15 protein-coding genes are annotated in these 15,646 nt (G+C 64.1%); 6 read left to right on the top strand and 9 right to left on the bottom strand.

What is annotated here, in order from left to right:
• Positions 1 to 165: 165 nt before the first annotated feature.
• Both DL86_RS00170 and DL86_RS20200 read left to right on the top strand, forming a co-directional pair.
• Entirely contained in the window at positions 166 to 807 is a 642-nt protein-coding gene (locus tag DL86_RS00170) for a glutathione S-transferase family protein (protein WP_036257164.1), read from the top strand.
• A gap of 67 nt (positions 808 to 874) precedes the next feature.
• The gene (locus tag DL86_RS20200) at positions 875 to 1,210 is read left to right on the top strand and encodes a hypothetical protein (protein WP_051952438.1); all 336 of its coding nucleotides are present in this window, start codon (positions 875 to 877) and stop codon (positions 1,208 to 1,210) included.
• 22 nt (positions 1,211 to 1,232) lie between these two features.
• Here the strand turns inward: DL86_RS20200 and DL86_RS00160 are convergent, their stop codons facing one another.
• Genes DL86_RS00160 through DL86_RS00135 form a run of 6 tightly spaced genes read right to left on the bottom strand, consistent with a single transcriptional unit; the run spans position 1,233 to position 6,974 of the window.
• Entirely contained in the window at positions 1,233 to 1,574 is a 342-nt protein-coding gene (locus DL86_RS00160) for a DUF190 domain-containing protein (RefSeq protein WP_036257163.1), read from the bottom strand.
• A gap of 3 nt (positions 1,575 to 1,577) precedes the next feature.
• A complete protein-coding gene (gene crcB / locus DL86_RS00155; protein WP_036257162.1) occupies positions 1,578 to 1,973 on the bottom strand; it encodes a fluoride efflux transporter CrcB in 396 nt (131 codons plus the stop codon).
• A 43-nt stretch (positions 1,974 to 2,016) separates the two neighbouring features.
• Positions 2,017 to 3,273 carry a molybdopterin molybdotransferase MoeA gene (locus tag DL86_RS00150; protein ID WP_036257161.1) on the bottom strand — a complete coding sequence of 419 codons (1,257 nt, stop codon included), beginning with the start codon at positions 3,271 to 3,273 and terminating at the stop codon, positions 2,017 to 2,019.
• A gap of 23 nt (positions 3,274 to 3,296) precedes the next feature.
• A complete protein-coding gene (mobB, locus tag DL86_RS00145) occupies positions 3,297 to 3,836 on the bottom strand; it encodes a molybdopterin-guanine dinucleotide biosynthesis protein B (RefSeq protein WP_036257160.1) in 540 nt (179 codons plus the stop codon).
• A complete protein-coding gene (locus tag DL86_RS00140; protein ID WP_051952437.1) occupies positions 3,827 to 5,812 on the bottom strand; it encodes a molybdopterin biosynthesis protein in 1,986 nt (661 codons plus the stop codon). Before DL86_RS00140 ends, mobB begins: the two co-directional genes overlap by 10 nt.
• Positions 5,813 to 5,831: 19 nt before the next feature.
• Positions 5,832 to 6,974, bottom strand: a complete 1,143-nt coding sequence (locus DL86_RS00135; protein WP_162180375.1) for a molybdopterin-binding domain-containing protein — start codon at positions 6,972 to 6,974, stop codon at positions 5,832 to 5,834.
• 86 nt (positions 6,975 to 7,060) lie between these two features.
• On the opposite strand from DL86_RS00135, the gene DL86_RS00130 reads away from it, so the two are divergent.
• Genes DL86_RS00130 through DL86_RS00120 form a run of 3 tightly spaced genes read left to right on the top strand, consistent with a single transcriptional unit; the run spans position 7,061 to position 9,479 of the window.
• Positions 7,061 to 7,336 carry a sulfurtransferase TusA family protein gene (locus DL86_RS00130; protein WP_036257158.1) on the top strand — a complete coding sequence of 92 codons (276 nt, stop codon included), beginning with the start codon at positions 7,061 to 7,063 and terminating at the stop codon, positions 7,334 to 7,336.
• A complete protein-coding gene (locus DL86_RS00125) occupies positions 7,333 to 7,881 on the top strand; it encodes a DUF2478 domain-containing protein (protein WP_036257157.1) in 549 nt (182 codons plus the stop codon). The genes DL86_RS00130 and DL86_RS00125 overlap by 4 nt, the downstream gene beginning before the upstream one ends.
• Positions 7,839 to 9,479 carry an alpha-amylase family glycosyl hydrolase gene (locus DL86_RS00120; protein WP_084572584.1) on the top strand — a complete coding sequence of 547 codons (1,641 nt, stop codon included), beginning with the start codon at positions 7,839 to 7,841 and terminating at the stop codon, positions 9,477 to 9,479. The genes DL86_RS00125 and DL86_RS00120 overlap by 43 nt, the downstream gene beginning before the upstream one ends.
• A 16-nt stretch (positions 9,480 to 9,495) precedes the next feature.
• Here DL86_RS00120 and DL86_RS00115 read toward each other — a convergent pair whose 3' ends face one another.
• From DL86_RS00115 to DL86_RS00105, 3 genes are read right to left on the bottom strand one after another with little or no spacing between them, the layout of a single operon-like run.
• Complete coding sequence (locus DL86_RS00115; protein WP_036257849.1) at positions 9,496 to 11,532, bottom strand: acetyl/propionyl/methylcrotonyl-CoA carboxylase subunit alpha; 2,037 nt, start codon at positions 11,530 to 11,532, stop codon at positions 9,496 to 9,498.
• A gap of 21 nt (positions 11,533 to 11,553) precedes the next feature.
• Complete coding sequence (locus tag DL86_RS00110) at positions 11,554 to 13,161, bottom strand: carboxyl transferase domain-containing protein (RefSeq protein WP_036257848.1); 1,608 nt, start codon at positions 13,159 to 13,161, stop codon at positions 11,554 to 11,556.
• An 8-nt stretch (positions 13,162 to 13,169) separates the two neighbouring features.
• Positions 13,170 to 14,333 (bottom strand): isovaleryl-CoA dehydrogenase, encoded by a 1,164-nt coding sequence (locus tag DL86_RS00105; protein WP_036257156.1) that lies wholly within the window; start codon positions 14,331 to 14,333, stop codon positions 13,170 to 13,172.
• A 163-nt stretch (positions 14,334 to 14,496) separates the two neighbouring features.
• Here DL86_RS00105 and dapE point away from each other — a divergent pair, with 163 nt between their 5' ends.
• Positions 14,497 to 15,645 carry a succinyl-diaminopimelate desuccinylase gene (gene dapE / locus DL86_RS00100; protein ID WP_036257155.1) on the top strand — a complete coding sequence of 383 codons (1,149 nt, stop codon included), beginning with the start codon at positions 14,497 to 14,499 and terminating at the stop codon, positions 15,643 to 15,645.
• The last annotated feature ends 1 nt before the right edge of the window (position 15,646 follow it).

Here is a 15,646-nt window from a genome sequence, read left to right as displayed (position 1 = left end):
GCGCAGGACTTGCCGGGGGTCCTCCCCGCTGGAACGCGTCTTGCTGCGCCCAGATGCGGGACCAAAACGCGATCTGGCAAAGTCTCGGCAATTCGGATAATTCACGGTCCACCAGCACCGCGCGCCGCAGTCTGTGGACGGTTGGCGAAAGAGCAAACAGAACCCATGAAATTCTACATGACCCCCGGCTCCTGTTCGACCGGCATCCACATCATTCTCGAAGAGCTCGACAAGGCGTTCGAGGCCTATATCGTCAACCTGCCGGCCGGGGATCAGTTCAAGCCGGACTACCTCGCGATCAACCCGAAGTCGACGATCCCAACGCTGGTGCGCGACGACGGCTCCTCGCTTACCGAGGTTCAGGCCATCGCTTATTGGCTGGGGCGCACGCATCCGCGCGCAAAGCTCCTGCCCGAAGACATCGAGAGCGAAACAAGGATTATCGAGACGCTCGCCTTCGTCGTCGGCACGGTGCACGGCCAGGGTTTCGCGCGCATTTTCGCGACCCCGACCTTTACCCGCAACGAGGCCGATTTCGAGCAGGTTCGCGCATTCGGCCGCGAACTCGTCGAAAAATGCTTCGGCATCCTGAACGCGCAGCTGGCCGGCAAGGATTATGTGGCCGGCGCTTTCTCGATAGCCGATCCAATCTTGTTTTATGTCGAGTTCTGGGCCGACAAGACAAAAATTCCATTGCCCGCAAATCTTCAGGCGCATTACCGGCGGATGCTGACGCGCCCCGCGGTGCAGCGGGTGTTGCGGGAGGAAGGCTATAATCTCGCGACCTTGGGCGTTGACGCCGCGTGAGCGCGCGCCGAATATTGCCATGAAAACCTAAGCCATAAGCAGCCTGACGCGATCGGAAATCTGGACGATGAGACCTCGCCCCGCCGCCGCATCGAGCTTCCTTTTCCTCACTGCTCTTATGATCTCGAACAGTGGCTCAGAGGCAAAGCCGGCGCGCTGTTTTACAAGCGACGAAGGCAGCTACCCGTGCGCGTTTGTCGCGACGGGCCAAGACGGCAGCTTCAAGATTTCCGCGCCCGGCCAGCCGACCTATATTCTGACCATCGACGAGCCTGGGGTCGCATTTGGCTTTGTGAACTTGGGGACGCGAAACATATCCCTGCCAGGACGCTTCCTGCGCAGCAAAACCGACCCCGCCTGCTGGGTCAATGATTCCACCCACGCCAAAATCTGCGCCCAATAAGCGAAACGCGGATGATGACGCCTCAGGTCTTGCCATTGGTCCCATATTGCAACACCTGAACTTTTTCCAAAGTCACCAGCCCGCTCCCCATCATGGCGTCCAACACCGGCAGGAAGGCGTCGATCTTCTCCTTGCTGTCGACAATTTCGATCAATAGCGGCAGATCCTCGGAGAGCCGTAGGATCTTGGCGCTGTGCAGCCGGCTCGAATGGCCAAAGCCCATTGGCCCGCGCAGCACGGTGGCGCCCGCGATGTGCGCCTCGCGCGCCTTGAGCACGATCGCCTCATAGAGAGGCCGGCTCTGGTATTTGTCGTTCTCGCCGATGAAGATTCTCAGAAGCATAGCGTCACGAGGAATTTGCATGGCTCATGCTCCCTTCAACTGATTGAGCCCGGCGGCGGCGGCATGTCCCAGCCACACCGCCAAAAAGCAAAGCACAAGGGAGAGACCGGCATTGGCGCCGGCCCGCAGCCATTCGCCCTCGCGCGCGAGAATGAGCGTCTGCAGGCTGAAGGAGGAGAAAGTCGTGTAGCCGCCGCACAGGCCAACCATCACAAAAATGCGGGCGGTGCTGGAAACCAAGAGGCGGCCATCGGGACCGGTGAGCGTCGCGAAAAAGCCAATGACGAAGGACCCGCTTATGTTCACAAGAATGGTGCCCCAGGGGAAGGTTTCGCCAAAATGGTTGGCGACAAAGCCGGAGACCCAGTAGCGCGCCGCGCCGCCAAGGGCGCTTCCCAACATGATCCAAACATAGGTCATCTTTGGGGGTGATCCTTTGTTCTTTGACGGAGACGGCTAACGGCTAGCGGATCAACCCATAATCGATGTAAGCGACCTTGTCCCCCGGCGCCACCGAGGTCGCATCCTCGGGCAGTTCGACGAAACCATGCGTGCGGGTGAGCGAGGTCAGGACCGCCGCGCCCTCGACCGGGTATTTTTCCGCGACCATCTCGCCTGAAGCGTCTCGCCACAAGGAAACCCGGACATATTCGCGCCGACCCTTCTTCTTTTTATAGGCGAAACCGGAGCGAACCGGAAGCAGCGGCGCGGGCTCATGCACGGCGCCGGACAGCGCAGCGATCAAAGGCCGAACCACATAGATGAAGGTGACGAAGACCGCGACCGGATTGCCCGGCAGGCCGACGAAAGGCGCGCCTTCGATCACCCCCATTGCGACCGGGCGCCCCGGCTTGATGGCGAGGCGCCAGAACACCATCGAGCCATTTTGCGCAATCGCCGCCTTGACGTGATCCTCCTCGCCGGTCGACACGCCGCCGGAGGTCAGGACAAGATCGTGGGTTCGCGCGGCGTCCCGAAGAGCCTGGCCGATTTTGTCCGGATCGTCGATGAGGATGCCGAGATCGGTGACGTCGACGCCCTGGCGCCGCAACAGGCCATGCAACACGAAGCGATTGGCGTCATAGACGGCCGCTTGGCGCAGAGGCTCCCCCGGCGAAACAATCTCGTCGCCGGTCGAGAAGATGGCCGCCTTCAGGCGGCGCCGAACCTGAAGGCGATCGACGCCAAGCGCGGCGGCGAGGCCCAGATCCTCGGGACGCAGCAACCGACCGCGCGCGAGGGCGGCCTCGCCTTTGGCGATGTCTTCGCCGCGCAGACGCCGGTTCGCCCCTTGCTCCAGCCCCGGCGGCAGGCCCACCGAACCATCGTCCAAGACGCGGCAATCTTCCTGCATGAACACCGTGTCCATCCCCTCGGGCATGGCGGCGCCGGTGAAGATCCGCACCGCCTTGCCGGCGGCGGGCGCCGGGCCGGGCGCGTGGCCAGCCGCCACCCTCCCCTCGACGGAAAGAATCGTTTCGGCGTCGGGCGAAAGATCATGAAAACGGACCGCATAGCCATCGACGGCGGAATTGTCGAAACCCGGCAGATCGATCGGCGCTTCGAGCGCTTGGGCGAGGATGCGGCCCTCCGCATCGGCGACACCGACCGTCTCGACGCCCTCGACGCAAGGCACGCGGGCGAACAGCAATTCCACCGCCTCGAAGACCGGCATCAAGGCGCCGCCAGCCGAAAAACTATCCTTGCCGAGTTGGGCCATCGGATGAAAACGTCCTCAAAGGTTCAAGCCCGCGCCTCTTGCGCAAGGAGACAAATCGTTTCCTCCAAAGGCCGCGAGAATTCGAGACAAAAATCGGCGATGGCCTCGGCGTCGTCGAGATGCGCCTGTGGCAGATGCGAGGGAAGGCTCAAGGCGCCATCGCTGACGAAGGCCTTAATGCTCGGATCATTTGGGTAAAGCAACGGCTTGGCGTTGGCCGCGCGATGGATTTCGATCTTGGCGTGGGCGTCCTGCTTATAGCCTTCGACCAGAACGAGATCGACCGGGCTCAGATGGCGCAAGAGACCAGCAAGGCTTGGCTCCTGCTCCGCGCGCAATTCATGCATCAAGGCCCAGCGTTTGACCGAGGCGACGAGCACTTCGGCCGCGCCCGCCTCCCGATGAAGGAAGGAATCCTTGCCGGGCCGATCAACGTCAAACGCATGATGCGCATGTTTGAGCGTCGAGACGCTGAGGCCGCGCGCGCGCAACAGAGGGATCAGCTTGACGATCAGGGTCGTCTTGCCCGCGCCGCTCCAGCCAGCAAGACCAATCACCCGCATGGCGGGACGCCGCGTTGGGACGCCTCGCTAGCCGAGACGAAGCCGAGATCACGCAAGCCGCGCGCGACGTCCGCTAGGCCCAGCGCGTCGATGAAAGCCTGCACCGCCCTCTCTCCACGCCGGCGGCGCGCAATCGCAAAATCATAATGCTCTTCGCCGATCGGCAGGAACCCGAGGCCATAGGCGCGCGCGACCGGCAGAATTGCGACGCCCCAATCGGCGCGGCGCTGGGCCACGGCGGCGGCAACCGCATTATGCGATTTCGGCTGGTTCCAATAGCCGCTCGGACGCGCGGCGCCAATCAGCCGATCGATCATGATGCGGGTGCCGGCGCCCTGATTGCGATTGACCATGTGACAGTCGGGATCGGCGAGCGCCGAGGCGATCGCGGCCTTCGCGTCGCGGCCCTCGAAGCGCTCGTCGCCCAGGCGATAGACAATGCCTTGCATGCGCCGCCAGCCTTCGACAAGGATCAGTTCGTCCGAAAGAAAGGGCGCGTTATAGACCTCCGTTTGCGGGTCCAGCAAATGGATCGGAGCGATGTCGCATTCGCCGCGCTTGACCGCCGCGAGGCCCCCCATGCTGCCGATCGAAACATTGCGCACGCCGACGCCCGCATCGGCGAGTGCGTCGATGACGATTTCGAGCCCGATGCAATGCGACCCCATGATCACGAGATCCGGCGCCCGAACCTCTGGATTGAATAAAGTAACCTCCGTTCGCGAGCCCTCGGCGAGATGATCGGCGAGAGCCTCAATGGTCAAGAATCCATCGGCTTGGGCGAAGGCCGAGATCGACCCCGAGCCCTTCGACAAGGGAAAGGCGTTGAGCCCTTCGGCGCCCCGCGTCAAGGCCACCATGACGAATTCGGTCCGTCCCAAGTCGGACAGGATGCGGACCGGAGCCGTCGCCTCGACGGTCGCTTCGGCGCGGGCGGGAAGGCCGCTCATCGCGCGCAGCACCGGGACGACGAAGTCGTGGAAGGTGAACATGGCCGAAGTCGGAAAGCCGGGCAGGATCACGACCGGCTTGCCATCGACAACCGCGAGACACAGCGGCTTGCCCGGCTTCAACGCGACGCCATGGGCGATAATGCCGGGCTCGCCGAGCCGCGCCACCACGCGATAGGTCAGATCGCCCGCGCTTTTCGAGGTGCCGCCAGAGAGAATGACCATGTCGCAGCGTGACAGCGCGTCCCGCAACGCCGCCTCTAGCAAGGACTCATCGTCGCGGATCGCGCCGAGCATGATCGCCTCGCCGCCATTTTCGCTGACCGCCGCCGCGATAATCGGCGCGTTGGAATCATAGATCGCCGCCGGGCGCAAAGGCTCCCCCGGTTGAACCAGTTCGTCGCCGGTCGAGACGACCGCGACCTTGGGTCGGCGATGGACCGGCGCGCTGGCGAGGCCGCAGGCCGCCAGCATGCCGATCTCGCGCGAACCGATGCGGGCGCCGCGCCGCAAGAGCGTCTCGCCGAGCGCGATGTCGCCACCGGCAAAGCCGATGTTCTGACCGGGCGCGAGACTCCGGCGCGCGAGCACATGGCGCGGTCCGTCCGGATCGGTCTGCTCCACCATGCAAACGGCATCGGCGCCGCGCGGCAAGGGACCGCCCGTGGCGATGGGCGTCGCCGTCATGCTTCCGACTTCGAGGCGCGGCGCGATTCCGCAGGCGATGGTCTCGTCGTTCAGGGTCAGGCGGACGGGAGCAGCCCCGCTGGCTGGCGCGACATCGGACGCGCGCAGCGCGAAGCCATCGACGAGCGAACGGTCGAAAGGAGGAACGTCGATCGGCGCGCGAATAGTTCGCGCCAGAACCCGGCCAAGGCTGCCGCCCAGCCCGACGATTTCCGCGTCGAGCGGCCGCATCGCAAGGGCGCCCTGGAAGCGCCGCGCGGCCTCCTCGCGCGAGAGCACCGTCAGAAACTGCTCCTGCGCGGATGAAGGAGCGCCGCTTTGGCTAACGATCTTGCTCATCGCGTCTCGAATCGGTCCATCACAGAAATTGGGCGAAGATAGGTTGCCCGGCAGCATATCCCTCGCATTCCGGCTCCACCAGCAGCCAGGCGTCGGCATGGCCAATCGCAGCCCAAGGGATATCCCCTGTCGCCAGCGGCTCCCACAATCTGGCCCCGGAAGCCCCGATAGCCCGGCGCAGGAGCACGAGGTCGCAGATCCCCGGATCGGATGTGATTTTCCGAGTCAAGGTCAGGGTTTCGCCGCGGTCAGCGTCAACCGCCCCCGCAAGCAGGCGAAGGCAGGGCCTGACCAGCAAAAGCCAGGCCGCCAGCGCGCATTCGATCCGGTCCGGCGCGAAAATGACCGGAGTGGGATTTTCCGTGGATAGCGCCGGCAAGAAGCCGCAACCCATCGTCTCCCCCGGCCGAACAGCGATCCCATGGACGAGAAGGCCTCCGTCGCGGGACAGCATTGGCGCCGCGGAATGGTCCGCCCCAGCGGCGCCAATCACCAGAATGAGATCGGCGTCTGACTGCGCCAAAGCCTTGGCCAAGTCTATCCTACCCACGACATCAACCGCATCGAGGCGACTGGTTGCGCCTTCCCGAGCGGCCATGGCGCAGATCCATTTGCCGGCGGCCCCCCGCGACAAGACCCGCAGCCGAGGAATCCGCAGGCTGACCTCCTCGATCCCGGCCAGCCGCAAAAGCGCAAGATGCGCGGGCCGCAGCCTCTGCCCTTCGGCGACGATGACCGCGCCTTCGGCGAAATCGCCCGCCCTCACCCGCGCGCCTTCGCCCGGCGCGACGGATTTAAGGATTTCGAGCGGGAGCGAAGAACCCTGTCCAGAGACACTCGCCAAAGGCAAGACGGCATCGGCGAAATCGGGCAAAATATCGCCGACGCCGACCCGAACCAGCGCCGCGCTCGCGATAACCGGCGCGTAGCTTGACGCCCCGAGCGTATCTTGCGCCGCTGCCGCCCAGCCTTCGCGCAACGCGACCGGCGCCAGCGGAATGGCGGCGGGCGCGCGAATGGGCGCCGCCGCGACGCCGTCCGCCGCATCTTCGAGCCGCATGAGCGCCGGGGCGATCGCCTGGCAATAGGGGGAGAGCGCGGCCAAGGCTTGGGCGAGCGGCGTCAACTCCCGAACAAGTTGCGGCTGCTGAAAATCATTCAATTCACGCGACCCCCTGGAACCTTGAGCCCGCATATATTACGCTTCAGGCTTTCAGGGCTTATAGCCGAAACGATGAAATTGCAGGCATGACGGCTGAAACGACTTCGATGCTTCTCGATCTGCGCGGATTGCAGTGCCCCTTGCCGGCGCTGCGCACCCGTAAGGCGTTGCGCAAACTCGCGCCCGGCGATCTTCTCGTCGTCGAATGCACCGATCCCCTCGCCGCCATCGATATTCCACATCTCGTCAATCAGATGAACGATGCGCTGGAGCGGCAGGAAGCCGCGAACGGACTCCTCACCTTCCACATCCGGCGCAGCCTCCCAGATCAGGCGCAAGCAACCATGAGCAAGCAATCGTGAGCGGAACCGATCCTGCGGAGGCCAAGACCCTGGCGGCGATCGTCTTTGGCGAGGGCGAGGATCCTAATAACATCGTAGCGGATTTCGCGGACGAACTTGCCCGGCGCGGCCATCGCATCGGCGGGCTGATTCAGATCGCCGCCACCGCGCAAGATTGCGAGTGTCGCGAAACCCATGTGCTTGACGTCGAAACCGGCGCCCGCTTGCCAATTTTGCAGGATCTCGGCCGCCATTCGCAATCCTGCCGGATCGACCCGGCGGCTCTCGCCAATGCCGGCCATCTGATTTCCGGCGCGATCGCGCGAAAGCCCGAGCTCCTGTTCATCAACAGATTTGGCAAGCTCGAGGCCGAGGGCAAGGGACTCTTCGCCGAGATCGGCGAGGCCGCCGCCTCGGAAATCCCGACCCTCGTCAGCGTTTCGACGCGCTATCTCGATCCATGGCGACAATTCACGATGGGCCTCGACGTGGAGCTCGCCTGTTCGCGCGCCGCGCTTGATCAATGGTGGAGCGAGATCGCCGCTTGGCGCGCGATCTACGCATAAGCGCCGCCGTGTCAGAGGCCTGGTGGCGGAGCGGCGCGATCTATCAGGTCTATCCGCGCTCCTTTCAGGATTCGAACGGCGATGGGATCGGCGATCTCGAAGGCATCCGGCGGCGGCTCGATTATCTTGCCTGGCTCGGCGTCGAGGCGATCTGGATCTCGCCCATCTATCCCTCGCCAATGCATGATTTCGGCTATGACGTCGCCGATTATTGCGGGATCGATCCGATCTTCGGTTCGCTCGAAGGGTTCGACCGGCTTGTCGCGGAGGCGCATGCGCTCGGGCTGAAAATCATCCTCGACTTCGTTCCGAACCATACGTCAATCCTGCATCCCTGGTTCGCGGCGAGCCGCCGCTCCCGCTTCGACCCAAAGCGGGATTGGTACATCTGGCGCGACCCGGCGCCGGGAGGCGGACCGCCCAACAACTGGATCAGCAATTTCGGCGGCAGCGCCTGGACCTTCGACGAACAGACCGGCCAATATTACTACCATGCCTATCTGGCCCAGCAGCCGGACCTCAATTGGCGCAACCGCGAGGTTCGCGCGGCGATGCACGCGGCGATGCGCTTCTGGCTGCGGCGCGGCGTCGACGGCTTTAGGGTCGACGTGATCTGGCATCTCATCAAGGACGCGGCGCTGCGGGACAATCCGCCCAATCCGGCCTGGACGCCGCAACGCCCCGAAATCGAACGGCTGATCGAGGCGCATTCCGCCGATCAGCCCGAGGTGCATGGGGTCATCGCCGAACTGCGAGGGCTCATCGACGAATTCGACAATTGCGTCCTGATCGGCGAGATCTATCTGCCGATCGAGCGGCTGGTCGCCTATTATGGCGAGGGGCTCTCCGGCGCGCATCTGCCGTTCAATTTCCAGCTTTTGCAGACGCCCTGGGCCGCCGGACCCATCGCCCGCTTAATCGAAACCTATGAAGTCGCCCTGCCGGAAGGGGGCTGGCCAAACTGGGTTCTCAGCAATCATGATCGGCCGCGCATCAAAGCCCGCGTCGGGCCGGATCAAGCGCGCGTCGCGGCCATGCTGCTCTTGACCTTGCGCGGGACGCCGACCCTTTACTATGGCGACGAACTCGGCATCGGCGATGTCGAAATACCCCCGGATCGGATTTGCGATCCCTGGGCGAAGCGGGAGCCCGGACGCGGCGTCGGCCGCGATCCCGAGCGCACGCCAATGCAATGGGACGCGACCGCCTTCGCGGGCTTTTCGACGCATGAGCCGTGGCTCCCGCTGACGCCCGATTGGCGAACCCGCAATGTCGCGGCGATGCGCGCCGATCCGGCATCGATCCTGTCCCTCACGCGCGCCCTGCTCCACTATCGGCGGACGCGCGCCTCGCTTTCAATCGGGCTTTGGCGGCTTCTCGCTTGCGAGGGCGACCTGCTGGCTTTCGAGCGCCGCAATGAACATGAGCGGACGATCGTCGCGCTCAATCTTGGCGCGGCCGCGCAGGTCTGGTCGCTCCCTCCCGAACTGCCGAAGCTCAAAATCGCGATCTCGACGCATTGCGACCGGGACGGCGAGCCCGTCGGACCGGCTCTGAGCCTGCGCGCCAACGAGGGCCTGGCGCTCGAACCGATTTAACTGGACGTCGAAACACTCACGTCGCTTCGGCTTCGAAGGCGACGAGTTCGACGCCTTCGGCGACTTGATCGCCAAGCTTGAACTTGAACGCCTTGACGACGCCGGCGCTCGGAGCCCGAAGCGTATGCTCCATCTTCATCGCCTCGATGACGAGGACCGGCTGATTGGCCTCCACCGCGGCCCCCAATTCGACCAGGAAAGTGATGATCCGGCCCGGCATGGGCGAGGCGAGCCGGGCGGCGAGTTGTCCGGGCGAAAAGCTCGGGTGAGGCGCGGCCGCGGCTGGATCGACCAGCGCGAAGCGATGCGCCGCTTCGCCATTGCGAAAGACCGCGATCTCGTCGCGCGAGCGGACCCAGACCGCCGACAGGCGCCATCCATCGAGATCGGCGGAGAGAACGCCATCCGCGCCGAGCGCGCCGCGCGCGTGAAAGACCGCGCCGTCAGGCAAGGCGAGCCGCCATCCCTCGCGCAAATAGACAATGCCGATCGTCACATCGTCGCGGCCTTGCGGGGCGATCTCACGCAAACGAAAAGTCTCCTCCCCCGCCTCGTTCAGCCGCCAGCCGTCCTGCCTGGACCAGGGACTCCAGGGGTCCTGCGACAGCTCCGCCTCCCTCCGCGCGACGGCGGCGCGCGCGCAGAGATGTCCGATCGCGGCCAGCGCCAGGGTCGCGTTCGAGGCGGGTTGCTCGGGGACGAAAAGATCGCTGCGATGCTGCTCGATAAATCCAGTGTCGGGCGCATCGCGCAAAAAGGCCTCGCTGGCGGCGATGGCGCGCAACAGCGTTATATTGGTCGCCGGGCCGATGCTGCGCACCGCCCCGAGCGCGGTCCGCAGACGCGCGATGGCGGAGGGCCGATCCTGATCCCAAACGATCACTTTAGCGATCATCGGATCGTAATGGATCGAGACTTCGTCGCCCGCGCGGACGCCGGCGTCGATGCGCAGATTCGGGCTCGGCTCGGGAAAGTCGAGACGCTCGATGCGCCCCGCCTGCGGCAGAAAATCCCGCGCCGGGTCCTCGGCATAGAGCCGCGCCTCGATGGCGCATCCGGCGCGCGCGATTTGCGCCTGCTTCAACGGCAGTGGGGCGCCCGCCGCGATCCGGATTTGCCATTCGACGAGATCGATCCCCGCGATCATTTCGGTGACCGGATGTTCGACTTGCAGGCGCGTATTCATTTCCATGAAATAAAAGGCGGCCTCATCGGGTGAAACGAGAAACTCGACCGTGCCGGCGCCGACATAACCGATCGCCTGCGCCGCGGTCACGGCGGCTCGGCTCATGGCCTTTCGGAGGTCATCTTCGAGGCCGGGAGCGGGCGCCTCCTCGATGATTTTTTGATGGCGGCGTTGGATCGAGCAATCGCGATCGAAGAGATGGACGCAGCTTCGATGCGCGTCGGCGAAGACCTGAACCTCAACATGGCGGGAGCGCGGCAAATATTTTTCGATGAGGACGCGTTGATCGCCGAAAGCCGCCGCCGCTTCGCGCCGGGCGCCGGCGAGCGCCGCCGCGAATGCGCTTCCGCTCGCGGCGATTTTCATGCCCTTGCCGCCGCCGCCAGCCGAAGGCTTGATCAGGACCGGATAGCCGATGCGCGCGGCTTCATGTTCGAGCAGGCGGGCGTGCTGGTCGGCTCCGTGATAGCCGGGCAGAAGCGGCACGCCGGCTCTTTCCATCAGGCTCTTGGCCTGCGATTTATCGCCCATGGCGCGGATCGCCGCCGCTGGCGGCCCGATGAAGGCCTGTCCCGCGTCGACGCAGCTTTGAGCGAAATCCGCGTTCTCCGATAAGAATCCATAGCCGGGATGAATCGCCTGCGCGCCCACGCTCTGCGCCGCCGCGATAATCTTGGCGCCGTCGAGATAGCTCTCGCGCGCCGGCGCCGGGCCGATGCATAGAGCCTCGTCGGCGAGCGCGACGTGCATCGCTCCCCGATCAGCCTCCGAATAGACCGCGACCGTCGCGATGCCGAGCCGCCGGGCGGTTCGAATGATCCGGCAGGCGATCTCGCCGCGATTGGCGATCAGGATTTTGGAAAACATGACCTGCATCTGGCTAACGCCTTACATGCGGAAGACGCCGAACGGCGTTGGCTCAATCGGCGCATTGAGCGAGGCGGAGATGGAGAGGCCCAGCACCATCCTTGTTTGCGCCGGATCAATAATGCCATCGTCCCAAAGCCGGGCGCTGGCGTAATAGGGATGCGCCTCCCGCTCGAATTTTTCGCGGATCGGCGCCTTGAAAGCCTCCTCGTCCGCAGCGCTCCAGACGGTTCCGGCCGCCTCCAGATTATCGCGGCGCACTTGCGCCAGGACATTGGCGGCTTGCTCGCCACCCATCACGCCGATGCGGGCGTTGGGCCACATCCAAAGGAAGCGCGGGCCGAAGGCGCGGCCGCACATGCCATAATTGCCCGCGCCGAAACTGCCGCCGATCACTACGGTGAATTTGGGAACATTGGCGCAGGCGACCGCCATAACCAGCTTGGCGCCATCCTTGGCGATGCCCTGAGCTTCGTATTTCTGGCCGACCATGAAGCCGGTGATGTTTTGCAGAAAGACCAGCGGAATTTTCCGCCGCGCGCAGAGCTCAACGAAATGCGCGCCTTTCAGCGCCGACTCTGAAAACAAAATCCCATTATTGGCGAGGATGCCGACGGGATAGCCGAAAATATGCGCGAAGCCGCAGACCAAGGTCGTCCCATAAAGCGCCTTGAACTCATCGAAGGCGCTGCCGTCCACGACGCGCGCGATAATTTCGCGGACGTCGAATGGCTTACGCGAATCGGCGGGGACGAGGCCATAGATTTCTCGCGCGTCGTACAGCGGTTCTAGCGGCGCCCGGAGCGCGATGTCAGGCCGCTTTGTTCGATTTAGATTGCCGACGATGGCCCTTGCGCGCGACAGCGCGTCCGCGTCGCTCGAAGCGTAATGATCGACGACGCCGGAGACTCTTGCGTGAACCTCGGCGCCGCCGAGATCCTCGGCGGAAACGACTTCGCCGGTGGCGGCTTTGACGAGGGGCGGACCGGCCAGAAAAATCGTGCCTTGTCCGCGCACGATGATCGCTTCATCGCTCATCGCCGGGACATAGGCGCCGCCGGCGGTGCAGCTTCCCATCACCACCGCGATCTGCGGAATGCCGGCGGCCGACATCTTGGCCTGATTGTAGAAGATGCGGCCGAAATGATCGCGATCTGGAAAGACCTCGTCCTGATTGGGCAAATTGGCGCCGCCGCTGTCGACCAGATAAAGACACGGCAGGTTGTTCTCCTGCGCGATCTCCTGCGCGCGCAAATGCTTCTTCACGCTCAACGGATAATAGGTGCCGCCCTTGACCGTGGCGTCATTGGCGATGACGACGCATTCTTGGCCGCGAATGCGTCCAATGCCGGCAATGAGGCCCGCCGCCGCGATCGGCTCGCCATAGACCTCATGCGCGGCGAATTGCGACAGTTCCAGAAAAGGCGTCGCCGGATCGAGCAAGGCATTGATGCGATCGCGCGGAAGCATTTTTCCACGCGCAACGTGTCTTTCGCGGGCCTTTGGGCCACCGCCTTGCTTGATCGCCTCGACCTTGCGATGCAGGTCCTCGACAAGGCCCTGCATCGCCGCCGCATTGGCGGCGAAATGCGGACTATGCGGCTCGGCCAGCGATTTGAGAATAGTCATCGGCGCGCTCAATTCCCCTCGAACAATTCGCGCCCGATCAGCATCCGCCGAATTTCGCTCGTGCCGGCGCCGATCTCATAGAGCTTGGCGTCGCGCAACAGGCGCCCGGCCGGATAATCGTTGATATAGCCATTGCCGCCGAGAAGCTGGATCGCGTCGAGCGCCGCCTGCGTCGCGCTTTCCGCCGCAAAGAGCAAGGCGCCGGCGGCGTCCTTGCGCGCGGGCTGACCGCGATCGCAAGCGCCCGCCACGGCATAGACATAGGCCCGGCAGGCGGAAAGCCGCGCATACATATCGGCGAGCTTGCCCTGGACAAGTTCGAATTCGCCGATCGGCCGGCCGAATTGCTTGCGCTCGCGCGTATAGGGCAGACAAATATCGAGACAGGCCTGCATGATGCCGATCGGTCCAGCGGCGAGCACCGCCCGTTCGTAATCGAGGCCGGACATCAGCACGCCGACCCCCTGATTGACCTTGCCGAGCACATTTTCCTCCGGCACCTCGCAATCCTCGAACACGAGTTCGGATGTTGGAGACCCGCGCATGCCAAGCTTGTCGAGTTTTTGCGCCGGGCGGAACCCCTTGAACCCCTTCTCGATCAGGAAGGCGGTGACGCCATGTCCGCCGGCGGCCGGATCGGTCTTGGCGTAAACGACCAGCGTCGAGGCGTAGTGTCCGTTGGTGATCCATAATTTGGCGCCGTTCAGCACATAGCGGTCGCCTTTCCTGTCGGCGCGAAGGCGCATTGAGAGAACGTCGGAGCCGGAATTCGCCTCCGACATGGCGAGCGCGCCAACATGTTCGCCGGAAAGCAGCTTCGGCAGATAGCGGCGCTTTTGCGCATCCGTCCCATTGCGGCGGATCTGATTGACGCAGAGATTGGAATGCGCGCCATAGGAGAGGCCGACGGAAGCCGAGGCGCGGCTGATCTCCTCCATGGCGACGCAATGGGCGAGATAGCCAAGGCCCGCGCCGCCATAGTCTTCCTCGACGGTGATTCCGAGCAGCCCGAGGGCGCCCATTTGCGGCCACAAGTCTTGCGGAAACGCGTCGGTCCGGTCGATCTCCGCCGCGCGGGGAGCAATGTTGTCCGAGGCGAATGCGCGGACCATGTCGCGCATTATGTCGAGGTCGGAGCCGAGCGCGAAGTCGAGAGTGGGATTTTGCGCCATGATCTTCCCTTAACGCCGCGCTGCGGGCGAATCCGAGCCGCAGGCTACGCCCTTGAACCCTATCTGGCGATGACGGTTTCAGGATTCGAGCCCGGTTCCGCGAATTTGCCCTATTCGCCCTCGCCATGCGATAGCGAGAACGAACATTCACCGGTCCGCATCCATGTCCACGACAGCCATCGACCTTTGCCGCGCGCTTGTAAAATGTCCTTCGGTGACGCCGCAGGACGGCGGCGCCCTTGGCGTGCTGGAAGCGGCGCTGAAACAGGCTGGCTTCACAACGAATCGGCTGGTGTTTTCAGAGCCGGGCGCTGCGGACATCGACAATCTTTACGCCCGCATCGGGACAGCCGCCCCCTTCCTCGTCTTCGCCGGCCACACCGATGTCGTCCCAGTCGGCGACGCTTCGAAATGGCGGTTCGATCCCTTCGCGGCGGAGGTCGCCGATGACGCGGTGTGGGGCCGCGGCGTCGCCGATATGAAAGGGGCGGTCGCCGCCTTCGCCGCCGCGGCGCTCGACTTTGTCGCCCGGCATGGGACGCAAAAAGGCTCGATCGGCTTTCTGATCACCGGCGATGAGGAAGGGCCGGCGATCAATGGCACGGACAAGCTGCTCCGCTGGGCCCATGAACGCGGCGAGCGCTTCGATCATTGCCTCGTCGGCGAGCCGACCAATCCTCACGCGCTCGGCGACATGATCAAGATCGGCCGGCGCGGCTCGCTCAATGGGACGCTTGCGGTCCATGGCCGGCAAGGCCATGTCGCCTATCCGGATCGCGCCCAAAACCCGATCCCGCATCTCCTGCGCCTGCTCGAGACTTTTCACGCGCCGTTGGACCACGGGACGGAGCATTTCGACGCCTCGAACCTTGAAATCACCTCGGTGGATGTCGGCAACCCGGCCTTCAACATTATTCCGGCGGAAGCCAAGGCGCGATTCAATATCCGCTTCAACGATTCCTGGACGCCGGAGACCCTCGCCTCGGAGCTGCGGCGCCGGCTCGAAGAGGCGGCGGAGGGCGCGCATTACGCGCTGGCGTTCGAGCCTTGCAACGCGCTGGCCTTTCTGACGCCGCCGGACGGCTTCGCCGCGCTGGTTTCCGCCGCGATCGAAAAACGCACCGGCCGGACGCCGGTGCTCTCAACAAGCGGGGGCACGTCGGACGCGCGGTTCATCCGCGCCTATTGCCCGGTGGTGGAGTTCGGCCTCGTCGGCGCCACCATGCATATGGTGGACGAACATGTGGCGGTGCGGGACATCGAAGCTTTGACCAAAATTTACGAGGCGATATTGGAGGATTATTTCAGCTGAC

The organism is Methylocapsa aurea (assembly GCF_000746085.1).
Taxonomy (GTDB): domain Bacteria; phylum Pseudomonadota; class Alphaproteobacteria; order Rhizobiales; family Beijerinckiaceae; genus Methylocapsa; species Methylocapsa aurea.
This window is presented reverse-complemented; position numbering and strand designations above follow the sequence as displayed.

Coding starts and splice junctions, on each gene's coding strand:
- DL86_RS00170 (WP_036257164.1), top strand. CDS start 166: ATGAAATTCTACATGACCCCCGGCTCCTGTTCGACCGGCATCCACATC.
- DL86_RS20200 (WP_051952438.1), top strand. CDS start 875: ATGAGACCTCGCCCCGCCGCCGCATCGAGCTTCCTTTTCCTCACTGCT.
- DL86_RS00160 (WP_036257163.1), bottom strand. CDS start 1,574: ATGCAAATTCCTCGTGACGCTATGCTTCTGAGAATCTTCATCGGCGAG.
- crcB (WP_036257162.1), bottom strand. CDS start 1,973: ATGACCTATGTTTGGATCATGTTGGGAAGCGCCCTTGGCGGCGCGGCG.
- DL86_RS00150 (WP_036257161.1), bottom strand. CDS start 3,273: ATGGCCCAACTCGGCAAGGATAGTTTTTCGGCTGGCGGCGCCTTGATG.
- mobB (WP_036257160.1), bottom strand. CDS start 3,836: ATGCGGGTGATTGGTCTTGCTGGCTGGAGCGGCGCGGGCAAGACGACC.
- DL86_RS00140 (WP_051952437.1), bottom strand. CDS start 5,812: ATGAGCAAGATCGTTAGCCAAAGCGGCGCTCCTTCATCCGCGCAGGAG.
- DL86_RS00130 (WP_036257158.1), top strand. CDS start 7,061: ATGACGGCTGAAACGACTTCGATGCTTCTCGATCTGCGCGGATTGCAG.
- DL86_RS00120 (WP_084572584.1), top strand. CDS start 7,839: ATGGTGGAGCGAGATCGCCGCTTGGCGCGCGATCTACGCATAAGCGCC.
- DL86_RS00115 (WP_036257849.1), bottom strand. CDS start 11,532: ATGTTTTCCAAAATCCTGATCGCCAATCGCGGCGAGATCGCCTGCCGG.
- DL86_RS00110 (WP_036257848.1), bottom strand. CDS start 13,161: ATGACTATTCTCAAATCGCTGGCCGAGCCGCATAGTCCGCATTTCGCC.
- DL86_RS00105 (WP_036257156.1), bottom strand. CDS start 14,333: ATGGCGCAAAATCCCACTCTCGACTTCGCGCTCGGCTCCGACCTCGAC.
- dapE (WP_036257155.1), top strand. CDS start 14,497: ATGTCCACGACAGCCATCGACCTTTGCCGCGCGCTTGTAAAATGTCCT.